Below are 18,825 nucleotides of genomic sequence, written 5' to 3'. Positions count from 1 at the left end.
AACTCCCAGGCGCAGTCGGGGGGTGACAGTACGCAAGAATAGTCGATCTTGCCCGGAGTTACCTGCCGGTCAGGGGCAAGGCGCCCGAATGCACTGGATCTCGCCGGGCGGCTCGACGACCGTGGGCTCCACGGTCGGCTCCGGCGGCTGGGGCGTGCTGGGCTCTTCCGACGGCTCCGGCTCGGGCTCCGTCGTGGGCTCGGAGGTGGGCGTGACGGTGGGCGTCACGGTCGGGGTGACGGTGACCGTCACGCTGGGCGTCGGCACCGTGGGCGTGCCGGTGCCCGTGCTCGGCCGGGTGGTCGGCGTGGTCTTCGTCGGCAAGGCGGGCCTGTCGCCGGTGCTGGTCACGGGGGAGCTGGTGGCGGTGCGCGACTCCTGCTGCGTCACCGGCGGGACGACGGTGCCCTGGTCGGAGGTCTCGGCCGGGCGCATCCAGACGATCCCGGCGACCGCCGCGGTGGCCGCGACGGCGGCGGCCATGGCCAGCACCGCCGACAGTGCGCGGCGGCGCGGGGCGGTGGTGGGGACGGTGGTGCCGGCGGCGGTGGAGGCGGTGTGGGCGCCTGCGCCGGCAGTGACGGAGGCGGTGGCGGGAACCGGGGAGGCCACCGGAACGGGGGCGGCGGCGGTGTCCGGGGAGTCCAGGGCCTGGCCGGCCGCCTGCGCCATCAGGGCGGCCGACGGCCAGCGCCGCTCCGGCGCCTTCTCCATCGCCCGGGCCACCACCTGGCGCGGCCCCGCCGGCACCTCGGCGGGCAGCTCGGGGACGGGCGCGTGCAGGTGCTTGAAGATGATCTGGACGGGGGTGTCGCCCTCGAACGGCAGCCGGCCGGTCATGCACTCGTAGGCGACCACGCCGAGCGCGTAGACGTCGACGGCGGGCGTCACCTCGCTGGCCGTGGCCATCTCGGGCGCGCAGTAGCCGGCCGAGCAGAGCATCGCCCCGGTGGCGGTGAGCTGACCGGCGGAGGCGGAGTGCGCGATGCCGAAGTCGGTGAGCACCACCGAGCCGCCGGGCCGCACCATGAGGTTGGCCGGCTTGACGTCGCGGTGCACGATGCCCTGCTCGTGGGCGGCGGCGAGCGCGCCGGCCACCTCGACGACCAGTCGCATGGTGTCGGCCGGGCCGAGCGCGCCGCGGCGCAGCACGCGGTCGAGCGACTCGCCCTCGACGAACTCCATCACCAGGTAGCTCACCTGGCGCTCGGCGACCTCGCTGGTGCCGTAGTCGTAGACGTCGACCACGCCGGGGTGGCGGAGCGTGGCCATGGCCCTGGCCTCGTTCTGGAAGCGCCGCAGGAAGGTGGGGTCCTCCGACAGCGCCGGCTGGAGCACCTTGACGGCCACGGTGCGCCCGAGGACGGTGTCGTCGGCCCGCCAGACCTCGCCCATGCCGCCGCCGCCGACCCGGCGGGTCAGAAGGTAGCGGCCGTTGAGCGTGATCCCGGATTCGAGCACGTCATCGAGGCTAACACCGTGGCAGGTGTGGGCGGGGTCAGAACGTGCCGCTGGTGATCCAGGCGGCTCTGGAGGAGGCGGGGCGAGGATCGCCGTGATCCTCGCCCCGCCCGCTCAGGAAGCGTCCTTGGCGCGGTTGCGCAGGGCCCGGCTGACGCCGTCGGCGCCCTCCAGGATCAGCCGGCGCAGCGCCTGGGGCCGGTCCTCGGCCGCCAGGTAGTCCTGCGCCGCCCGCACGGTCTCCTCCTCGATGAGCAGCGAGGGGAAGCACCCGACCGCGAACGTCGAGGCCTGGTCGAACGTCCACTCCTGGTAGATCCGCCCCACCTGCTCGAAGTACTTCGCGCGGTACGGCTCCAGCAGCTCGGGGTGGTGCGGGTCCTGGAAGCCGTTGATCGTGGTGCGGGCGATGTGGTTGGCGAGCTCGCCGCCCACGATCCGCTCCCATGCCGCGGCCTTGGCCTCGGCCGTCGGGACCGCCGCCCGGCACAGCGCCGCGGACCTCTCGCCGGTGGCGGTGCGGTCGCGCTCCAGCTCGGCCTCGATGTCGGCCGGGCCCAGCCTGCCGCCGACGACCAGCGCGTGCACCAGCGTCCAGCGCAGGTCGGTGTCCACCGACAGCCCGGCGGGGACCTCGCGGCCGTCCAGGATCGCCGCCAGCAGCGCCAGGTCGTCGTCGGAGGTGGCCACCGGCGCGAACGCCTGAAGGTAGGCGAGCTGGTGGTCCGAGCCGGGCGAGGCGGCGGCGAGCAGCGAGCGCAGCTCGCCGCCCAGCAGCGCCATGCCCTCGGCCCGCCACGCCGGGTCGGCGTACTGCTGTACGGCCTGTCGCGCCTGCCGCAGCACCGTCTGCAGGACGGTGAGGTCCTTGACCGTGGCGATGCCCGAGACGACCAGCTTGACGTAGTCGCGGGTGGACATCTCGCCGTCACGGGTCATGTCCCAGGCGGCGGACCAGCACAGCGCGCGGGGCAGCGACTCGGTGAAGGCGGCGATGCCGCCCTCGACCAGCGTGCGCAGCGACCGCTCGTCCAGCCGGATCTTGGCGTAGGTCAGGTCGTCGTCGTTGACCAGCACCAGGTCGGGCTGCTCCTCGCCGATCAGCTCGGCGACGGCCGTGCGGGCGCCCACCACGTCGAGCTCGACCCGCCTGGTGCGGGTCAGCGCGCCGTCGGCGAGGGAGTACAGGCCGATCGCGACGCGGTGCGAGCGCAGCGTCGGGTAGTCGGCGGGAGCCTCCTGCAGCACCTCGAACGAGGTGAACCTGCCGTCGCTCACCTCGAACGACGGGCGCAGCGTGTTGACCCAGGAGGTCTCCAGCCATTCCTTCGACCACGACGACAGGTCGCGGCCGGAAGTGCGCTCCAGCGCGCCCAGCAGGTCCTTCAGCTCGGTGTTGCCCCAGGCGTGCTCGTTGAAGTAGTCGCGCACGCCGGCCAGGAAGTTGTCCAGCCCGACGTAGGCGACGAGCTGCTTGAGCACCGAGGCGCCCTTGGCGTAGGTGATGCCGTCGAAGTTGACCTCGACCGCCTGCATGTCCGGGATGTCGGCGGCGATCGGGTGGGTGGAGGGCAGCTGGTCCTGCCGGTAGGCCCAGGCCTTCTCCACGTTGGCGAAGGTCGTCCAGGCGCCCCCGCCCCAGCGGGTGGCCTCGGCCTGGGCGAGCACCGACATGTAGGTGGCGAACGACTCGTTCAGCCACAGGTCGTCCCACCAGCGCATGGTGACGAGGTCGCCGAACCACATGTGCGCCATCTCGTGCAGGATCGTCTCCGCGCGCCGCTCGACCACGGCGTCGGTGACCCGGGAGCGGAAGACGTAGTCCTCGAGGAAGGTCACGCAGCCCGCGTTCTCCATCGCGCCGGCGTTGAACTCCGGCACGAAGAGCTGGTCGTACTTGCCGAAGGGGTAGCGGACGCCGAACACCTTGTGGAAGAAGTCGAAGCCCTGCCGGGTGACCTCGAGGATGTTGTCGGCGTCGAGGTGCTCGGCGAGCGAGTCGCGGCAGTAGATGCCCAGCGGGATGCCGTCGTGCTCGGAGGTCACCTTGTGGTACGGCCCGGCCACGAGCGCGGTGATGTAGGTGGACATGACCGGGGTGGCGGCGAAGGTCCAGCGCTTGGCGGCGGGCACGGTGCCGTGCTTGCCCGGCTGCTCGGGCAGCTCCACCACGGAGTCGGCCGTGGCGTTGGAGATGACCTCCCAGTCCTCCGGCGCGAGCGCGGTGAGCTGGAAGGTGGCCTTGAGGTCGGGCTGGTCGAAGCAGGCGTACATGCGGTGCGCGTCGGCCGTCTCGAACTGGCTGTGCAGGTAGACCTTCTGATCCACCGGGTCGACGAAGCGGTGCAGGCCCTCGCCGGAGCGCATGTAGGCGCAGTCGGCGTCGACGAGCAGCTCGTTGGAGCCGGCGAGCGAGGGGAGCGGGAAACGCCCCTTGTCCTCGTCGTAGGTGGCCGGGTCGAGCTCCTGGCCGTTGAGCACGACCTTGCGCACGCGGGCGCCGTGCAGGTCGATGAAGGTGGCGGCGCCGGGCTGGGCGCTGGAGAAGCGGACGGTGGTCACGCTCTCGAAGCGCTCCTCGCCCTCCGTGAGGTCGAGTGCCACCTCGTACGACTCGACCTTCAACAGCCGGGCACGCTCACGAGCCTCGTCCCGGGTCAGGTTGCCTGCCAAGTTGCGCTCCTTTTCACCACTTCGCTGAAGATTGTCCGTATCCTGCCATGCCAGGAATAGGCGACGGACCTCACAAGGTTATGGCCCCACATGACGCAGAAGACTCCTGTCAGCCTCTGGTTCGATCCTTTCTGCCCGTACGCCTGGGTGACGTCACGATGGCTTCTCGAAGTCGAGAAGGTCCGGCCCATCGAGATCACCTGGCGGATCATGAGCCTGGAAGTCCTCAACAAGGACAAGGACGTCTCGGACGAGTACCGCGCGCGCATCGCCAGGGCGGTCGGCCCGGGCAGGGTGGTGGCCGCGGTCGCCGCCGAGCACGGCGACGAGGCCGTCGGGCGGCTCTACACCGAGCTCGGCACCCTCATGCACAACCAGGGGCACACGAAGCGCGAAGGCAGCCTGCGCGCCACCGTCGAGGAGGCCCTGGTGGCCGCCGGCCTCGACAAGGCGACGGCGGACGCGATGGAGTCCGACGCGTTCGACGAGGCCGTCAAGCGCTCCCACGACGAGGGCATGGCCCTGGTCGGCCAGGAGGTCGGCACGCCCGTCATCCGCGTCGGCGACAACGCGTTCTTCGGGCCCGTGATCACCTCCATCCTCAGGGGCGAGGACGCGGGCAGGCTGTGGGACGGCGTCCTGCTGGTCACCGAGTTCGATGACTTCTTCGAGCTGAAGCGGACGCGCACGCGCTCGCCGCGTTTCGACTGACTTTTTCCCTCGTGGCGGTAGAAGAAGTCGTGTTCGCGGGGGACACCGCTCATCCCGTAAAGAGCGAGTCCCTCGCGAAGTGACCACCGGCACGCCAGGATGAGGGGTATGCGTCAGCTTTACATCGGCGGTGCCTGGACCGCCTCAGCCTCGGGCGAGGCGATCGAGGTCGTCAATCCGGCCACGGAGGAGATCATCGACCGGGTGCCCGCGGGCACTCCGGTGGACGTCCAGGAGGCGGTGAGCGCGGCCAGGAAAGCCTTTGCCACCTGGTCGGTCACCGCTCCCGCGGAACGCGCCAAGATGCTCGCCGCCGCGGCCGAGCTGCTGATGGGGCGTGCCGACGAGGTCGCCAGGATCATCGCCGCCGACATGGGCTCGCCGCTGGGATTCGCGCTCAAGGTGCAGACGCTGATGCCCGCCCGCGTGCTCATCTCCTACGCCGGGCTCGCCGAGAGCCACCCGCGTGAGTCACGCGTCGGCAACTCGCTCGTCGTCAAGGAGCCGGTCGGAGTCGTCGCCGCCATCACGCCCTGGAACTACCCGCTGCACCAGATCATCGCCAAGGTCGCCCCGGCGCTGGCCGCCGGCTGCACGGTCGTGCTCAAACCGAGCGAGGTGGCGCCGCTGGCCGCCTACGCGCTGGCCGAGATCTTCCACGAGGTGGGCCTGCCTCCCGGCGTCTTCAACCTGGTCAGCGGGCGCGGGCCGGTCGTCGGCGAGGCCATGGCCGCGCACCCCGAGGTGGACATGATCTCGTTCACGGGCTCCATCAGGGCCGGCCGTAGGGTCGCCGCGCTGGCCGTGGAGGACGTCAAGCGGGTCGCCCTGGAGCTCGGCGGCAAGTCCGCGAACATCATCTTGCCCGACGCCGACCTCGGCGTGGCCGTCAAGGTGGGCGTCGCCAACTGCTTCGTCAACGCCGGCCAGACCTGCTCCGCCTGGACCCGCATGCTGGTCCACCGCGACCACTACGACGACGCCGTCCGCCTGGCCGTCGAGGCCGCGCGCAAGTACACCGTGGGCGACCCGTTCGACGAGGGCACCAGGATGGGCCCGCTGGTCTCCGCGGCGCAGCGCGACCGCGTCGTCCGCTACATCAACCGGGGCCAGGAGGAAGGCGCCAGGCTGGTGGCCGGCGGCACCGACCGGCCGCTGCCGCGCGGCTTCTACGTGGAGCCGACGGTCTTCGCGGGGGTCGAGTCCGGCATGACGATCGAGCAGGAGGAGATCTTCGGCCCGGTCCTGTCGATCATCCCCTACACCTCCGAGGACCAGGCGGTACAGATCGCCAACGGCACCCCGTACGGCCTGGCGGGCGCGGTCTGGGCCGGCACCGAGGAGCGGGCCGTCGCGCTGGCGCGCAGGCTGCGCACCGGTCAGGTGGCCATCAACGGCGGCGGATTCAACCCGCTGGCCCCCTTCGGCGGCTACAAGCAGTCGGGCATCGGCCGCGAGCTCGGCGAGCACGGGCTGGAGGAGTTCCTCGAGGTCAAGGCCCTGCAGCTCTGACCTGGACGCAGGAGGCCGGATGGGGCGCACACCCAGCGCCCTGCCCGGCAGCACCGTCTACGCCTGCGAGATGATCTTCCTGGCCTGGTTCTTCGGCAGGCGGTCCACGTACAGCCTGCCGTCGAGATGATCGTTCTCGTGCTGGAAACAGCGGGCCAGCGAGCCGCGAGCCTGGACGCGGACCGGACGCTCCAGCCGGTCGAAGCCCTCGACCGTCACGCCCGCCGCGCGCCCCAGCGGGGCGAAGGCCGGCCGGCCCGTGGCGCGCTCGGGCACCGACAGGCAGCCCTCCTCGTCAACGATCTCCTCGGCGTCGTCGACGGTCAGCGTGGGGTTGATCAGATGGCCCTTGCGGCCGCTGATGTCGTAGACGAACAGGCGGCGCGACACGCCGATCTGCGGACCCGCCAGGCCCACCCCGTCCACCGCGTACATCGCCTCGAACATCTCGTCGATCAGGCGGCGCAGCTCACGGTCGAAGTCCTTGACCGGCTCGGCGGGGGTGCGCAGGACCGGGTCGCCGATCACGCGGATCTCACGCTTGGAATCACGCACGGACGCTCCCATCTCTCGTAAGGGCTGCATGGCGTTGGCATCCCTTACTCTAGCCAGGGCCGCCGGCACTGGAACCTGGCGCGCGGGGCTGTGGAAGACTGGGCGGGTGCGTGTCTACATCGGTGCCGACCATGCCGGCTATGAGCTGAAGAACCACCTGGTGTCCTGGCTGAAGGAGCACGGTCACGAGGTGACCGACTGCGGTCCCTCCGTCTATGACGCCGAGGACGACTATCCCGCCTTCTGCCTGCGCGCCGCCGAGGGCGTGGCGAGCGACCCGGGCAGCCTGGGCGTCGTCATCGGCGGGTCCGGCAACGGTGAGCAGATCTCCGCCAACAAGGTGCGCGGCATCCGCGCCGCCCTCGCGTGGAGCGAGGAGACGGCTCAGCTCGCGCGCGAGCACAACAACGCCAACGTGGTCGCCGTCGGCGCACGCATGCACACCACCGAAGAGGCCACCGGCTTCGTCGAGGTCTTCCTCGCCACCGCGTTCTCCGGCAGCGAGCGGCACAGCAGGCGCATCGCCCAGGTGCAGGCCTACGAGACCATCGGCCAGCTGCCCTCGCTGCCCTAGCTCTTGCGCTTGACGTCGCGTTTGGGTATCTCGTCACGCAGGGGCCGCCTGTCGGCGGCCTCCTGCTGCTCCTTCGACGGCCGCGAGACGTCTCGCGCGCGCATCGCGGTGATCGCGGTGATCTGCAAGCTCTGCAGTGCCATGCCCCGGACTCTACGTCAGAAGACGAGGGCGCCCCACGGCTTGGGACTCCACGACATGGCCGTGCTCAGCGCGCGGACGGCGCCCGGCGTGTGCTCGCCGAGCAGTCCGGCCCCGAAATCCTCGATCAGCGTCCCGTCGCCCAGATAGGCGGAGCCCAGCGAGGCGGCCTTCAGCGTGATGTCCGGCTCGTCGTCGACCGGCTTGCACTCCGCGCCCGTGGTGTCGGCGCTGAGCCGCCAGCGGCGGGAGTTCCAGGGGCAGGTCTCGTCCGTCACCTCCAGCACCACGTCCACGGGCGCCGCGTAGGAGCGCGCGGTCAGCGCCGTGTCCACCTCGACCAGTCGCACCCACAGGTCGTCGCACCAGCGGGCGCGCAGGTGCCGCGGGTTGGCGACCAGCGCGAACAGCGGGTCGTCCACCGGCCGGGCCGGGCTGACGATCTTGGTCACCAGGTCCCGGTCGAGCACGCCGCGCCAGAGCAGCGCGTAGGCGGCCGGATCGGCGGCGAACAACTCGTTCAGCCTGAGCTCACCGGCGGGCAGCCCGTTGGCGTCCCACTCCGACTTGACCCTGAACAGCGCGTAACCCCGTACGCCCTGGTCGTCCTCGGCGATCAACGACCGGAGCACGCCCGCGCCGTGCTGGTCGAACTCCTCGTCGGCCAGCACGTTGTCCCAGAACGCCGAGTTGCGCTCGTACAGGCCGGGACGCTGGGTGACGACGGCGGCGAACAGCCGCTCGAAGTCGGCGCGCGCCTCGGCCGGCTTGGCGACCCTGAGTCTCAGCGCCGGATCCACCGGCGCGTCCCTGACGAAGTCGGCGCCGTGCTTGTCGACGGACAACGCCAGCTGTCCGGCCGCTCTGCCGTACCCGAACCTGCCGTAGATCGGCGTCTCGGACGCGTACAGCGCCGCGACCGCCTCGCCTCGCTCGCGCACGTCGGTGAGCTGCCGCCGCATCAGCGCCGACAGCACGCCCCGGCGGCGGTGGGAGGGGAGCACGCTGACGGCCGTCACGCCCGCGACCGGGATCGGCCCGCCCGGGACCGTCATCCGGAAGCTGTAGACGGCCGTGCAGCCGACGATGGTGTCACCGTCGAACGCGGCCAGGGTGCGGTCGAACTCGATCTCCCGCTTGAAGCGCTCGGACTGAACGGGATGAGGGGTCCAGTTGAACCCTTCGGCCAGTACGTCGCCGAAGGCGGACCAGTCGGCCTCGGCGATGGGACGGATCGGGTAGGTCATCCGTCCACGGTACGCACGGACCAAGAAGGACGGCATCTGATTATCGGTGCTTAACGATCAAGGTCTTGGTCAAGTGGGCTGCCCAAAGATGGTTCAGACCGATACAGTCAGGCGCATCATGAGTTCCCGTCCGGCCCCGCTGATCCCGCCACGGCTCCGCGCGCTGCTCGTGCGGGTGCCCTTTCTGGTGCAGGCCGTACGATTCCTCCGACGCGGGCCCCTTGCCCGTGAGCGCAACCTGCTGCTCACGCTCACCGTGCTGGCGCTGGTCATCGGCCTGCTGGCCGCGCGGGTGTCGACGGAGTGGTTCTCGCCCTCGCTGCTCGTCCTGGTCACCCTGGTGGGCGGGTTGCAGCTGCGGGTGCGCAACCTGATCAAGCTGCTGGGGGCGGTCGTCGTCGCGCTCGGCTACGTCGCCTTCACCCTCGGCGCGGCCAGCATCGGGGTCGGGCTGATGGTGACGATCGGGTTCACCACGGTGCTGGCCGTGCTCATGGCGCGCACCCGCGGCAAGCTCGGCGTGCAGGGGCTGCGCGGCGACGCGATGCTGCTGGAGCTGCGCGACCGGCTGCGAAGCCAGGGCGAGCTGCCCGAGCTGCCCAAGGACTGGGGCGGCCGGGTGGTGCTCAAGCAGGCGGGCGGCTCCTCCTTCGGCGGCGACTTCCTGGTGTCCATGCGCGACGGCGACCAGGTGGACATCGCGCTGGTCGACGTCTCCGGCAAGGGCGTCGACGCCGGCACCAGGGCGCTGCTGCTGTCGGGCACCTTCGGCGGGCTGCTCGGCTCGGTCGACGACTTCCTGCCCGCCTGCAACTCCTACCTGCACCGCCAGCGCGGCGACGAAGGTTTCGTGACCGCCGTGCACGTCCGCCTCGACCTGGCCACGGGCGACTACACCATCACCTCGGCCGGCCATCCTCCGGTGGTCAAGTTCGACGCCGGCACCGGCAACTGGGAGGTCGCCTCGGCCAAGGGCGTGGTCCTCGGCGTGGTGCCCGACCTCCACTGCGAGCCCGAGAGCGGCACCCTGCACAAGGGCGACGCGCTGCTGCTCTACACCGACGGGCTGATCGAGCAGCCGGGGCGTGACATCGACGCCGGGCTCGACAAGCTGCTGGGCGAGGCCGAGCGGCTGCTGCCCTCCGGATTCCGCGACGGCGCCCGCGCCCTGGTCAACGCCATGGCCTCGGGCCACAACGACGACTGCGCACTGGTGCTCATCTGGCGTCCGTAGGCACGGATCGTCCGCAAGCCGTCCAGGTACGGAGAGTTCGACTACCCTGGGGCTGTCAAGACCTTCCGGCTGCCTGGAGCGCACGTAGATGAACTGGCTCTTCCTCGCGGGGATCGTCGTCTTCCTCATCGGTCTGATGGCGTCCATCGCGTTGCACGAGATCGGGCATCTCGTGCCTGCCAAGATCTTCGGCGTCCGGGTGACGCAGTACATGGTCGGCTTCGGCTCGACCGCCTGGTCCCGGCGCAAGGGCGAGACGGAGTACGGCATCAAGTGGCTGCCGCTGGGCGGCTACATCCGCATGATCGGCATGCTGCCGCCCCGGCCGGGTGACGACCCCACCAAGCTCAGGGGCAGCTCGACCGGCCCCTTCCAGAGCCTCATCGACACCGCCCGCGAGGCGGCGCAGGAAGAGGTGCGGCCGGGCGACGAGGACCGGGTCTTCTACCGCAAGAAGTGGTGGCAGAAGGTCATCATCATGTCCGGCGGCCCGGCGATGAACTTCGTGCTGGCGTTCATCCTCTACACGATCCTGCTCGTCGGCATCGGACTGCCGACGTACGCGCCGATCGTGTCGCCCGACACCAACACCTGCGTGATCCCGATCAGCGAGCAGCGCACCGAGTGCCGGTCCACCGACCAGCCGACCCCCGCCTCCAAGGCCGGCCTCAAGGCTGGGGACGAGCTCGTCTCCCTCGACGGCAAGAAGATCGAGACGTGGGAGGACGCCACCCAGCTGATCCGCTCCCACGGCGCGGGCGACATCGCGCTCGGCATCGTCCGCGACGGCAAGCCGATGACGCTGACCGTCTCGCTCATCGCCCAGGACCGGCCCAAGCCCGACGACCCCGACACCATCGAGCGCAACGTCGGCTTCCTCGGCGTGCTGCCCACCCAGGTCATGCAGACGCAGAGCGTCGGCGCGGTCTTCGGGCACATGGCGGAGCTGACCGGCCGGGTGGCGCAGTCGCTGGTCAACCTGCCGGAGAAGATGGTCGGCGTCTGGCACGCCGCCTTCTCCGGCGAGGAGCGTGACCCCGAGGGTCCGGTGGGCGTCGTCGGCGCCGGGCGCATGGGCGGGGAGATCCTCGCCTCCGACCTGACCGGTCTGCAGAAGTTCGCCATATTCGTCAACCTGCTGGCCGGGTTCAACCTGGCGATCGGCATGTTCAACCTGATCCCGCTGCTGCCGCTCGACGGCGGCCACATCGCCGGCGGGCTGTGGGAGGGCGTCAAGCGCGGCTACGCCCGGGTCATGCGCCGCCCCGAGCCCAACTACGTCGACATCGCCAAGGTCCTGCCGCTCACGTACGCGCTGGCGCTCGTCATGATCATCATGGCCGGGTTGCTCGTCTACGCCGACCTGATCAATCCGCTCCGGCTCACGGGCTGACGTCCCCGTCGCCGGTCATCCCGTCGATCCGCTCGCGCAGCAGGTCGGCGTGGCCGTTGTGGCGCGCGTACTCCTCGATCATGTGCATCATGATCCACCGCAGTGAGACGGCCTGGTCGTCCCGTCCCCGCTTGGCGAGCGCGTCCAGGGACACGCACCGTGCCGCCTTGCGGGCCAGCGCCACCTCCTCGCGCCACTGCGCGGACGTCTCCGCCCAGGTGGCCGTCCCCGCCTCGGTGAACTCGGCCAGCTCGGGGTACAGGTGCGGAATGTCCTCACCCGCCAGGCGGCGCCGGAACCAGGAGCGCTCCACCTTGGCCAGGTGCCGCACCAGCGCCATCAGCGACAGCGTCGACGGCGGCGCCGACGCCAGGCGCAGCTGCTCGTCGCTGAGGCCCCGGCACTTGAGCAGCAACGTCTCGCGATGCCAGTCGAGCCACTCGTCCAGCATCTCGCGCTCGCCGGCGATGTAGGCCGGATAGGGATACTCCCGCATACTCTCCGATTATGGACCCTCTTGCAGCATTGAGAGAGATCTGCCGCGCCCTGCCCGAAACGACCGAGCGACTCAGCCACGGTGAGCCCACCTGGTTCATCCGGGGCAAGAAGACGTTCGTCATGTACGCCGACCACCACCATGACGACCGGCTGGCCTTCTGGTGTGCCGCTCCCGCGGGTGTCCAGGAGGAGCTGGTGGCCGCGGATCCGGGGCGGTTCTTCCGCCCGCCGTACGTGGGCCACCGGGGCTGGCTCGGCGTCTACCTGGACGTCGAGGACGTCGACTGGGAGGAGATCGCGGAGATCGTGGTGGACGCCTATCGCCAGATAGCGCCCAAGTCCCTTGTCGAGCTGATTCAGGTCAGCCCTCACTGAAATCCGTACCCGGCGATCGACGGCGCGCGCTCGGCCGGCTCCTGGCTCAGCTGTACGCGGGTCATCGCAGGGTCGATCGATGATCGTTCCGTCCCTGGTCGAGTCCCGAGATCGCCTGACGGCCACGGCGGTGCTTCGCGCGGCACCGGTGAGTCCTCAGCCCCCGCGTGAACGGTGCCAAGGTGGGACCGAAGGCCGCGCCGAGGACGAGCCATCCGAGGACGACGATGAGCCAGAGCACGGCGCGTCTGCTCGGCGGGGGGCCGCCGCGTAGCAGGGAGACGCCCAGGGGGACGAACGCGGCGCAGAGTCTGCCTGCGGCCATGACGGACTGCGGGATCTGGGTGCCTTTGAGCGTCCCGAGCGCGAGGGCCGACATCAGGCCGAGCGCGACCGAGCGGCCCAGCCCCAGGGCGCCGGAGCGGTAGGCGCCGATGTCCAGCACGACCCAGCCGAGGAAGGCCGCCCTGGACAGCATCCTGAACGGATGCCAGCGCACGTTCCGCCATGCTGAGTAGTTGTCGCCGATGCCGTTGATCATCGATGACAACCCGAGGCTGTCGGTCAGGTGGAAGGCCAGGTGATCGGTGCCGAACTGGAAGGTTCGCGGTTTAGTGGCGGAGAGTCAGGGGCCGAAGCTCCAGACGTTGCCGATCGGACGCCCGCCGCGTCGCAAGACGCTAGGACCTGCGTCATCGCCTCCAAGAACTCGGCGTGAGGGGCTTCGTCGGCCAGTATCGAGAGGGCGTCATCGAGATCGCCGGTCTTGATGATCTCTTCGCGCATGAGGGGTGTCTTCTCGAGTGGTGTGGGCTTGAATCCTGGAGGAACAACGGCACGGGTCTCTACGAGCTGGCATAGTTCAGATCCGTTCCGCCGGTGTCTCAAAGATCACTCACGCCGCCAGCACCTCCGACACCTGGCCATGCCAGGGGTCAGCCGAGGTAACAGGAATTCCGGCCATGAGCGAATCGCGAACTCTCTGACCTGCGAAAATATCGAGGGACCGAGCTCCGTCGTGGGACTCGCGCGCCAGCCGTACTTCCGAGTCACCCGTTCCCGCCGGCGGCCGCGAGTGACCGGAGCTTTCCACCGTTGGCGTCGAGCCAGCGGGTCGTGTCCTCCAGCTTGCGGATTCGGTCGGCGACCTCGCCGAGCTGTGCCTTCCCGTTCAGCCAGAGGCCCGCCCGCCACAGAACGCTGCCGACCGCCCGGGCGAGGAGCAGCCGGGGCAGCGCGTCGGCCTCGGCGGCGTCCAGCCGGCGGATTGAGGCGTACCCCCGGAGGAAGGCCGCCGTGCGGGGCTGCCAGTCGCGCGTCTCCAGGGCCCCGCTGTAGAACAGCGCGGCCATAACCTCCTGGACCAGGAAGCCGACCCCGGCGAACTCGAAGTCAAGCAGCCCGCTCACCTCCGCAGTGTCCTCGTCGACCAGCACGTTCCAGGCTGCCAGGTCACCGTGGATGACCTGGGTCGGCAGCCCGCCGCCGGCCGCGGACCACTCCTGCCCGACACGGCGTGCCACGGCGTCGAGGCGGGCGGCCCGCTCCGCGCTGATCCCGGCGGCGCGCAGCTGACGGCAAAGGACGCCGACGTGTGGCACGGCGGGGTGCGCCAGGAGAGGGTCACCTCGCCAGTCCCCCAGCCCGTCTTCTGGCGGCACGCCCAGCATCGCCTCGCCGAGCAGCCCGGCCGCCCGGCCGAAGCGCTTGAGTGCCGTCTGGCCCGTGAGGTCGGGCCGCACGCCGGGGATCCACCGGCAGACGGTGGCGGGCCCGGCCGCGGTCTCGATCACCATGTCCCCGCTGGGCGCGGCGACCGGCTCAGGCACCTGGAAGGGAAGTCCGGCCTGCCGTAGCCGCTGCAGGATCCGGTGCTCGGCGCCGACCTGCGCGGCGGACAGGGTCTGGCTGACCCGGAGCACGAATCGGAGGCCTCCCTGGCGGAGCAGGAACGTCTGGTTGTTGGTCCCCTGCTCGGCTCTGCTGATCGTCGTGTCCAGGGGAAAACCCCACGCTGCTAGCAGCCCGGCCATGAACTCCAGGTCGGCGGGCGCGGTCATGCGCCCCATTCTGGCGGCATGCCCAGGCCGGCGCGCAACCGGTTATAGGCCCTCTCATATCAAGAGTCAGCAAGGGGTTCCAATTCTGGCCGACCAGCCGGGGCCGCGCTTTTCTGACTCGGGTAGAGCTGAGGTACGACCAGAAGCGGCCATCAGTCGATCGTGAGCCGAGGACTGGCAATGCAGGCGTTCAGGTCGATCTGTCGACAGGTGGCCAGGGTGCGCCCTCGGCGGCGCAGGTGAGTGAGGAAGAGACTGCTGGCGGCGAGTTCGGCGCGTGCCCGGTAGGCCGCTCCAGGCTGGAGTGCGGAGCCGTTGAGGTGTCTGCGGAGGCGTCGCAGCAGGTGGGTGCGCGCGAACAGAGCAATGATGGGGCCGTGCTGGTCCAGGGTGGCGTGGGTGAGCGGGGCACGTCCGGCGGCGATCTCGGCCAGGACGTCGTGGGCTCGGCTACGGCCTAAGTGGGAGAGGGCGGCCTGGGCGTTGTTCGTCGCGAGAATGGCCTCTCGCAGCGGAAGTAGTGCCGCTGCGATGCTTCCGTCAGTTCCGGTGAGCAAGGCGTCCACGCGATCGGCGAGCATGCAACTGAAGCACGCGGGGGCCTGGTGCCGGTGCGGCCGCCCGCAACCACGACGGGTGGCGCTAGCTCGCCGCAGTTGGAGCAGGTTACCTTGGCCTGGGTTCGCGGGTAGCAGGTGACGCAGAGTGCGGGCTCACCGTGATCCGGCCTTGCCGGAGTTGATGATGCGGAGCCGGCACGGCGTGCCCGTGAATGCCGCGAACCGCCGGACCAGATCCACCCGGGTCTTGATCGTCGAGGCGGCCGGCAGCCGCTCCCACCCCGTCAGCATCGCGGCGAACACCGCATCCTGCGGGTGCAACGGCACCACGCCGTCCGCGAGCACCAGATGTGCGGCACCCTCCACCGAGACCCGTTGCACCCGAACACCACCTCGCGCCAGATGCGATCCCGTCCGGCGAACCCGGAAAGTGGCAGGCAGTTGGCCACGCACCAACGCACAGGACGACCTCGGCGGACGCCACCCTCACAGACCGACGACCCGCTGAAACGCCTTCTTCAAGAGTGCGAATAGCTCATCAGATGCTACTCGTCCCCTTATCAGTGCATGGAGACGTGCACGTGGTCGTAGTGGTTCTCGGTGACGCTGCCGCGGTCGGACATCGTGCTCCAGCCGGAGCCGTGGTTGATCCGCTGCTTCCAGATGACGTACTTGACGCCGAGCTTGTCGCGGTTGTCGACGGTCCACTCCGCGATGCTGTCGCCGAGCGCGTTGTGGACGGCGCTGGGGAGGCTGCCGCCGGTGCTCATCATGAAGTCGCACGCCCGGCCCAGCGGGTGCTCGCCGCCGCCACCCGAGCGGAAGCAGCCGACCGCGAACGGCAGCTTGAAGTTCTTCTGCAACTGCTCGCGCATCAGCCGGGTGCGGGCGGTGATGTTGTCGGGGCCCGACGGCAGCTGGGGCGCCCAGCTGCCGTCGGAGCGGCGGCCGGTGCTGAACGGGACGAGGTCCTTGAGCTTCTTCTGAATGTCGCCGATGACGTCCTCGGCCTCGTCGCGCTGCTCGGCCACCTCGGCGGTGTCGGCGCTGATGTCGCGGGCCAGCGCCGCAGCCTCGTCCGCGGCGTTCTTCTTCTCGTCGCGCGCGTCGAACACGTCCTGAACCAGGGCCGTCTGATCGGCGGTGACCTGCTCCAGCAGGGCCGCGGCGGCGCCGTCGGGCGGCACCACCAACGCCGGAAGCGGCATGCCGCCGTTCTGATAACGCAGATTGGCGAGCTCGGCGACGCGCCCACGAGCGGCGGTGAGCGCCTCCTCGGCGGCGGCGAGCCGTTTCTCGGCCGCCTCGGCGGCCTGCTTGGCCTTGGCCAGCTCGACCCGCTTGAGGTTGTAACGCTCGATGAGCTTGTCGACCTTCTGGTTCAGCCCTTTGAGCTCGTTACGGAGCTTGGCCTCGGTCGGTTTGGGCTCAGCGGTGGTGGTGGTGACGGTGGTCGCGGACGACACCGTCGCTGGAATGAAGATCACCGCCGCCACGCTGATGACGCCAATGGCAAGGTGCGCGGGGGACGCTGCCGCCACGAACGGGTTCCTCTCCCTCAGCCGACCGGGTTAGCTGACGGGTTCGGGTCAGAGAGCTCCCTACCACCGAAGTGGATTCACCCCAGATGCGGTGGGTCCCCGGCTCCAGGCGACTCGCCCGGATTAGGCGTGGCACAGCGTTACGGCCGTGCCTCAAGGGATATTAGTGGTAGATCCCGGGTAACGCGACTCCAATCGGAAATCAATCAGTGATCTACCTGTGATCGAAGCATGTTCGCGGCCTCTTCCGGGGGCACGTCGTTGACGAAGGCGCCCATGGCCGACTCCGATCCTGCCAGGAACTTCAGCTTGCCGGGCGCCCGCCGGATGCTGAACAGCTCCAGGTGCAGATAGCCCAGCTCACGGTCCTGCCGCACCGGCGCCTGGTGCCAGGCGGAGATGTACGGCATCGCGACGTCGAACAGGCCGTCCAGGGCCCTCAGGACCGAGGTGTAGAGCGGCGCGAAGGCGGACCGCTCGGCCTCCGACAGCGCGGCCAGGTCCGGCACCTGCCGGTGCGGGTAGAGGTGCACCTCGAACGGCCAGCGGGCGGCGGCGGGCACGAAGGCCGTCCACAGCTCGTTCGCCGCCACCACCCGAGGCCCGGCCCGCTCGGCGTCGAGCACGTCGGCGTACAGGTTGCGGCCCTGATGCCGCTCGGCGTACCGGCGGGCGGCGGCGAGCTGCAGCTTGGTCCTGGGAGTCACGTACGGGTAGGCGTAGATCTGGCCGTGCGGGTGGAAGAGCGTGATGCCGATCTCCTCGCCGCGGTTCTCGAAGCAGAAGACCTGCTCCACGCCCTCGATCGCGGACAGCTCCGCCGTGCGGTCCGCCCAGGCCTCCATGACCAGCTCGACCTGCTCGTCGGAGAGCCGGGAGAAGGAGGAGGAGTGCTCGGCGGTGAAGCACACCACCTCACACCGTCCCAACCCCGGCCGGACTTCACTCAGCCCGCCCGCTTCCTCATAAGAGCCGATATTTCCGGAAAAGGACGGGAAGCGGTTCTCGAACACCACCACGTCGTAGTCGTGCGCCGGGATCTCCGACGACCGGGTGTCGGACGACGGGCAGAGCGGGCATTCGTCGGCCGGAGGCAGGAACGTACGCGTCTGCCGGTGCCCCGCCATCGCGATCCACTCTTCGGTCAGCGGGTCGTAGCGCAGCTCGGAGGCCACCGGCCGCGGCCCGAGGGGCCGCCGGTCGATCGCGCTCCGGTCGGCGTCGTCGCGCCGGTCGAAGTAGATCAGCTCCCGGCCGTCGGCCAGATGGGTGATGGTGCGCTTCACTGCGAGCCCTCCGCGATGATCAGTTCGCCGGCCCGTTCGGCCAGCTCCATACGTGCGTCCTCGGGCAGCCCCGCGTCGCTGATGACCACGTCGGCCTCGGTCAGCTCGGCGATGGTGCTGATGCCGATCGTGTTCCACTTGGTGTGGTCGGCCGGTACGACCAGCCGGTGCGCGGCGGTCACCAGCTCCCGGTCCGTCTCGGACTCGAGCAGGTTGGGCGTGGTGAACCCGGCCCGCGCGCTCATTCCGTGCACGCCCAGGAAGAGGGTGTCCACGTGCAGCCGGCGGATCGCCGCCACGGCCACCGGGCCGACCAGCGCGTCGGAGGGCGTGCGGACGCCGCCGGTGAGCACCACGGTCCGGTCGGCGCGGGGGTTGCGATGGAAGACGTCGGCGACCGGGACCGAGTTGGTGATCACCGTGAGCTCGGGCACTCCGATCAGGTGGTGGGCCAGCGCCCACGTCGTGGTGCCCGCCGAGAGCGCGACCGCGGTGCCCGGCCGCACGAGCCGGGCCGCGCGGCGGGCGATCAGCTCCTTCTCCTGCTGCTGGCGGGCGGACTTGGCGGTGAAGCCGGGCTCCTCGGTGGAGCCGGGGCCGAGCGCCGTCGCACCGCCGTGCACCTTCTCCAGCAGCCCGCGCTCGGCGAGCACCTCGAGGTCGCGGCGGATGGTCATGTCGGAGACGCCGAGCTCGCGTACGAGATCGGCCACCCGGACGCCGCCGGCACCGCGGACGCGTTCGAGAATCGCCTGCTGCCGCTGCTGTGCGAGCACGCCCCCGCTCCTTCCAACAGATTCCACCAAATTATGACACGCATATGTTGGGGAATGTTAGGTCATCGGATGGGCTTGTGCTTGACCGGCCCAGGAGAGACGTTGGAGGACGGCAAGCCGCACCCCGAATCCGGGAGGGATGAGCCCATGGCCAGGCGCGCCCGTAAGGGCAAGGCACGCAGGAAGAAGAAGGCCAACCACGGCAAGCGCCCCACCGCGCGCTGACGG

Annotated in this window: 20 protein-coding genes and 1 riboswitch; of the genes, 7 read left to right on the top strand and 13 right to left on the bottom strand. The window is 70.1% G+C overall.

Going from position 1 to position 18,825, the window contains the following annotated elements:
• Positions 1 to 69 precede the first annotated feature (69 nt).
• Both ACTMTF_RS38085 and pepN read right to left on the bottom strand, forming a co-directional pair.
• Positions 70 to 1,461 (bottom strand): protein kinase domain-containing protein, encoded by a 1,392-nt coding sequence (locus tag ACTMTF_RS38085; protein ID WP_441115000.1) that lies wholly within the window; start codon positions 1,459 to 1,461, stop codon positions 70 to 72.
• Between the two features lie 114 nt (positions 1,462 to 1,575).
• Complete coding sequence (pepN, locus tag ACTMTF_RS38080; protein WP_441114999.1) at positions 1,576 to 4,134, bottom strand: aminopeptidase N; 2,559 nt, start codon at positions 4,132 to 4,134, stop codon at positions 1,576 to 1,578.
• Positions 4,135 to 4,224: 90 nt separating this feature from the next.
• Between pepN and ACTMTF_RS38075 the strand changes: the two genes are divergently transcribed.
• Positions 4,225 to 4,845 carry a mycothiol-dependent nitroreductase Rv2466c family protein gene (locus ACTMTF_RS38075; protein ID WP_441114998.1) on the top strand — a complete coding sequence of 207 codons (621 nt, stop codon included), beginning with the start codon at positions 4,225 to 4,227 and terminating at the stop codon, positions 4,843 to 4,845.
• Positions 4,846 to 4,953: 108 nt separating this feature from the next.
• On the top strand, positions 4,954 to 6,357 hold the full coding sequence (locus ACTMTF_RS38070; protein ID WP_441114997.1) for an aldehyde dehydrogenase family protein: 1,404 nt from the start codon (positions 4,954 to 4,956) through the stop codon (positions 6,355 to 6,357).
• 57 nt (positions 6,358 to 6,414) lie between these two features.
• Here ACTMTF_RS38070 and def read toward each other — a convergent pair whose 3' ends face one another.
• A complete protein-coding gene (gene def / locus ACTMTF_RS38065; RefSeq protein ID WP_397016549.1) occupies positions 6,415 to 6,912 on the bottom strand; it encodes a peptide deformylase in 498 nt (165 codons plus the stop codon).
• Positions 6,913 to 7,018: 106 nt separating this feature from the next.
• Here def and ACTMTF_RS38060 point away from each other — a divergent pair, with 106 nt between their 5' ends.
• Positions 7,019 to 7,486 (top strand): ribose-5-phosphate isomerase, encoded by a 468-nt coding sequence (locus ACTMTF_RS38060; RefSeq protein ID WP_397016551.1) that lies wholly within the window; start codon positions 7,019 to 7,021, stop codon positions 7,484 to 7,486.
• On the opposite strand, the gene ACTMTF_RS38055 is transcribed toward ACTMTF_RS38060, so the two are convergent.
• Together ACTMTF_RS38055 and ACTMTF_RS38050 are read right to left on the bottom strand one after the other, a co-directional pair.
• A complete protein-coding gene (locus ACTMTF_RS38055) occupies positions 7,483 to 7,629 on the bottom strand; it encodes a hypothetical protein (protein ID WP_441114996.1) in 147 nt (48 codons plus the stop codon). The genes ACTMTF_RS38060 and ACTMTF_RS38055 overlap by 4 nt on opposite strands.
• A 15-nt stretch (positions 7,630 to 7,644) precedes the next feature.
• Entirely contained in the window at positions 7,645 to 8,874 is a 1,230-nt protein-coding gene (locus tag ACTMTF_RS38050; protein WP_441114995.1) for a GNAT family N-acetyltransferase, read from the bottom strand.
• A gap of 118 nt (positions 8,875 to 8,992) precedes the next feature.
• Between ACTMTF_RS38050 and ACTMTF_RS38045 the strand changes: the two genes are divergently transcribed.
• Together ACTMTF_RS38045 and ACTMTF_RS38040 are read left to right on the top strand one after the other, a co-directional pair.
• Entirely contained in the window at positions 8,993 to 10,108 is a 1,116-nt protein-coding gene (locus ACTMTF_RS38045; RefSeq protein ID WP_441114994.1) for a PP2C family protein-serine/threonine phosphatase, read from the top strand.
• An 88-nt stretch (positions 10,109 to 10,196) separates the two neighbouring features.
• Positions 10,197 to 11,501, top strand: a complete 1,305-nt coding sequence (locus tag ACTMTF_RS38040) for a M50 family metallopeptidase (RefSeq protein ID WP_397016559.1) — start codon at positions 10,197 to 10,199, stop codon at positions 11,499 to 11,501.
• Here the strand turns inward: ACTMTF_RS38040 and ACTMTF_RS38035 are convergent.
• Positions 11,491 to 11,997 (bottom strand): DinB family protein, encoded by a 507-nt coding sequence (locus ACTMTF_RS38035; RefSeq protein ID WP_397016561.1) that lies wholly within the window; start codon positions 11,995 to 11,997, stop codon positions 11,491 to 11,493. The genes ACTMTF_RS38040 and ACTMTF_RS38035 overlap by 11 nt on opposite strands.
• A gap of 11 nt (positions 11,998 to 12,008) precedes the next feature.
• Between ACTMTF_RS38035 and ACTMTF_RS38030 the strand changes: the two genes are divergently transcribed.
• Positions 12,009 to 12,374, top strand: coding sequence for an MmcQ/YjbR family DNA-binding protein (locus ACTMTF_RS38030; protein WP_441114993.1), 366 nt, complete (start codon positions 12,009 to 12,011; stop codon positions 12,372 to 12,374).
• A gap of 61 nt (positions 12,375 to 12,435) precedes the next feature.
• On the opposite strand, the gene ACTMTF_RS38025 is transcribed toward ACTMTF_RS38030, so the two are convergent.
• From ACTMTF_RS38025 to ACTMTF_RS37995, 7 genes are all read right to left on the bottom strand, one after another.
• Complete coding sequence (locus ACTMTF_RS38025; RefSeq protein WP_441114992.1) at positions 12,436 to 12,915, bottom strand: hypothetical protein; 480 nt, start codon at positions 12,913 to 12,915, stop codon at positions 12,436 to 12,438.
• 508 nt (positions 12,916 to 13,423) lie between these two features.
• Positions 13,424 to 14,434 carry a phosphotransferase enzyme family protein gene (locus ACTMTF_RS38020; protein ID WP_441114991.1) on the bottom strand — a complete coding sequence of 337 codons (1,011 nt, stop codon included), beginning with the start codon at positions 14,432 to 14,434 and terminating at the stop codon, positions 13,424 to 13,426.
• Positions 14,435 to 14,586: 152 nt separating this feature from the next.
• On the bottom strand, positions 14,587 to 15,015 hold the full coding sequence (locus tag ACTMTF_RS38015) for a hypothetical protein (RefSeq protein ID WP_441114990.1): 429 nt from the start codon (positions 15,013 to 15,015) through the stop codon (positions 14,587 to 14,589).
• Between the two features lie 132 nt (positions 15,016 to 15,147).
• Positions 15,148 to 15,375 (bottom strand): hypothetical protein, encoded by a 228-nt coding sequence (locus ACTMTF_RS38010; protein ID WP_441114989.1) that lies wholly within the window; start codon positions 15,373 to 15,375, stop codon positions 15,148 to 15,150.
• A gap of 179 nt (positions 15,376 to 15,554) precedes the next feature.
• On the bottom strand, positions 15,555 to 16,481 hold the full coding sequence (locus tag ACTMTF_RS38005; RefSeq protein ID WP_441114988.1) for a coiled-coil domain-containing protein: 927 nt from the start codon (positions 16,479 to 16,481) through the stop codon (positions 15,555 to 15,557).
• Between the two features lie 59 nt (positions 16,482 to 16,540).
• Positions 16,541 to 16,675: riboswitch (cyclic di-AMP (ydaO/yuaA leader) on the bottom strand.
• Between the two features lie 66 nt (positions 16,676 to 16,741).
• Positions 16,742 to 17,821 carry a galactose-1-phosphate uridylyltransferase gene (gene galT, locus ACTMTF_RS38000; protein WP_441114987.1) on the bottom strand — a complete coding sequence of 360 codons (1,080 nt, stop codon included), beginning with the start codon at positions 17,819 to 17,821 and terminating at the stop codon, positions 16,742 to 16,744.
• Positions 17,818 to 18,597, bottom strand: a complete 780-nt coding sequence (locus tag ACTMTF_RS37995) for a DeoR/GlpR family DNA-binding transcription regulator (protein ID WP_397016575.1) — start codon at positions 18,595 to 18,597, stop codon at positions 17,818 to 17,820. Before ACTMTF_RS37995 ends, galT begins: the two co-directional genes overlap by 4 nt.
• 102 nt (positions 18,598 to 18,699) lie before the next feature.
• On the opposite strand from ACTMTF_RS37995, the gene ACTMTF_RS37990 reads away from it, so the two are divergent.
• The gene (locus ACTMTF_RS37990; protein ID WP_397016577.1) at positions 18,700 to 18,822 is read left to right on the top strand and encodes a 50S ribosomal protein bL37; all 123 of its coding nucleotides are present in this window, start codon (positions 18,700 to 18,702) and stop codon (positions 18,820 to 18,822) included.
• Positions 18,823 to 18,825 lie beyond the last annotated feature (3 nt).

This window comes from Nonomuraea sp. ZG12, from assembly GCF_052068115.1.
Lineage (GTDB): Bacteria > Actinomycetota > Actinomycetes > Streptosporangiales > Streptosporangiaceae > Nonomuraea.
Note: the sequence above shows the minus strand (reverse complement) of the source record. Positions and strands in the feature narration are given on the sequence as shown.

Excerpts from the sequence above, each read along its gene's own strand:
- ACTMTF_RS38075 (WP_441114998.1), top strand. The coding sequence starts at position 4,225 with ATGACGCAGAAGACTCCTGTCAGCCTCTGGTTCGATCCTTTCTGCCCG.
- ACTMTF_RS38070 (WP_441114997.1), top strand. The coding sequence starts at position 4,954 with ATGCGTCAGCTTTACATCGGCGGTGCCTGGACCGCCTCAGCCTCGGGC.
- ACTMTF_RS38055 (WP_441114996.1), bottom strand. The coding sequence starts at position 7,629 with ATGGCACTGCAGAGCTTGCAGATCACCGCGATCACCGCGATGCGCGCG.
- ACTMTF_RS38050 (WP_441114995.1), bottom strand. The coding sequence starts at position 8,874 with ATGACCTACCCGATCCGTCCCATCGCCGAGGCCGACTGGTCCGCCTTC.
- ACTMTF_RS38045 (WP_441114994.1), top strand. The coding sequence starts at position 8,993 with ATGAGTTCCCGTCCGGCCCCGCTGATCCCGCCACGGCTCCGCGCGCTG.
- ACTMTF_RS38040 (WP_397016559.1), top strand. The coding sequence starts at position 10,197 with ATGAACTGGCTCTTCCTCGCGGGGATCGTCGTCTTCCTCATCGGTCTG.
- ACTMTF_RS38035 (WP_397016561.1), bottom strand. The coding sequence starts at position 11,997 with ATGCGGGAGTATCCCTATCCGGCCTACATCGCCGGCGAGCGCGAGATG.
- ACTMTF_RS38030 (WP_441114993.1), top strand. The coding sequence starts at position 12,009 with ATGGACCCTCTTGCAGCATTGAGAGAGATCTGCCGCGCCCTGCCCGAA.
- ACTMTF_RS38025 (WP_441114992.1), bottom strand. The coding sequence starts at position 12,915 with ATGATCAACGGCATCGGCGACAACTACTCAGCATGGCGGAACGTGCGC.
- ACTMTF_RS38020 (WP_441114991.1), bottom strand. The coding sequence starts at position 14,434 with ATGACCGCGCCCGCCGACCTGGAGTTCATGGCCGGGCTGCTAGCAGCG.
- ACTMTF_RS38015 (WP_441114990.1), bottom strand. The coding sequence starts at position 15,015 with ATGCTCGCCGATCGCGTGGACGCCTTGCTCACCGGAACTGACGGAAGC.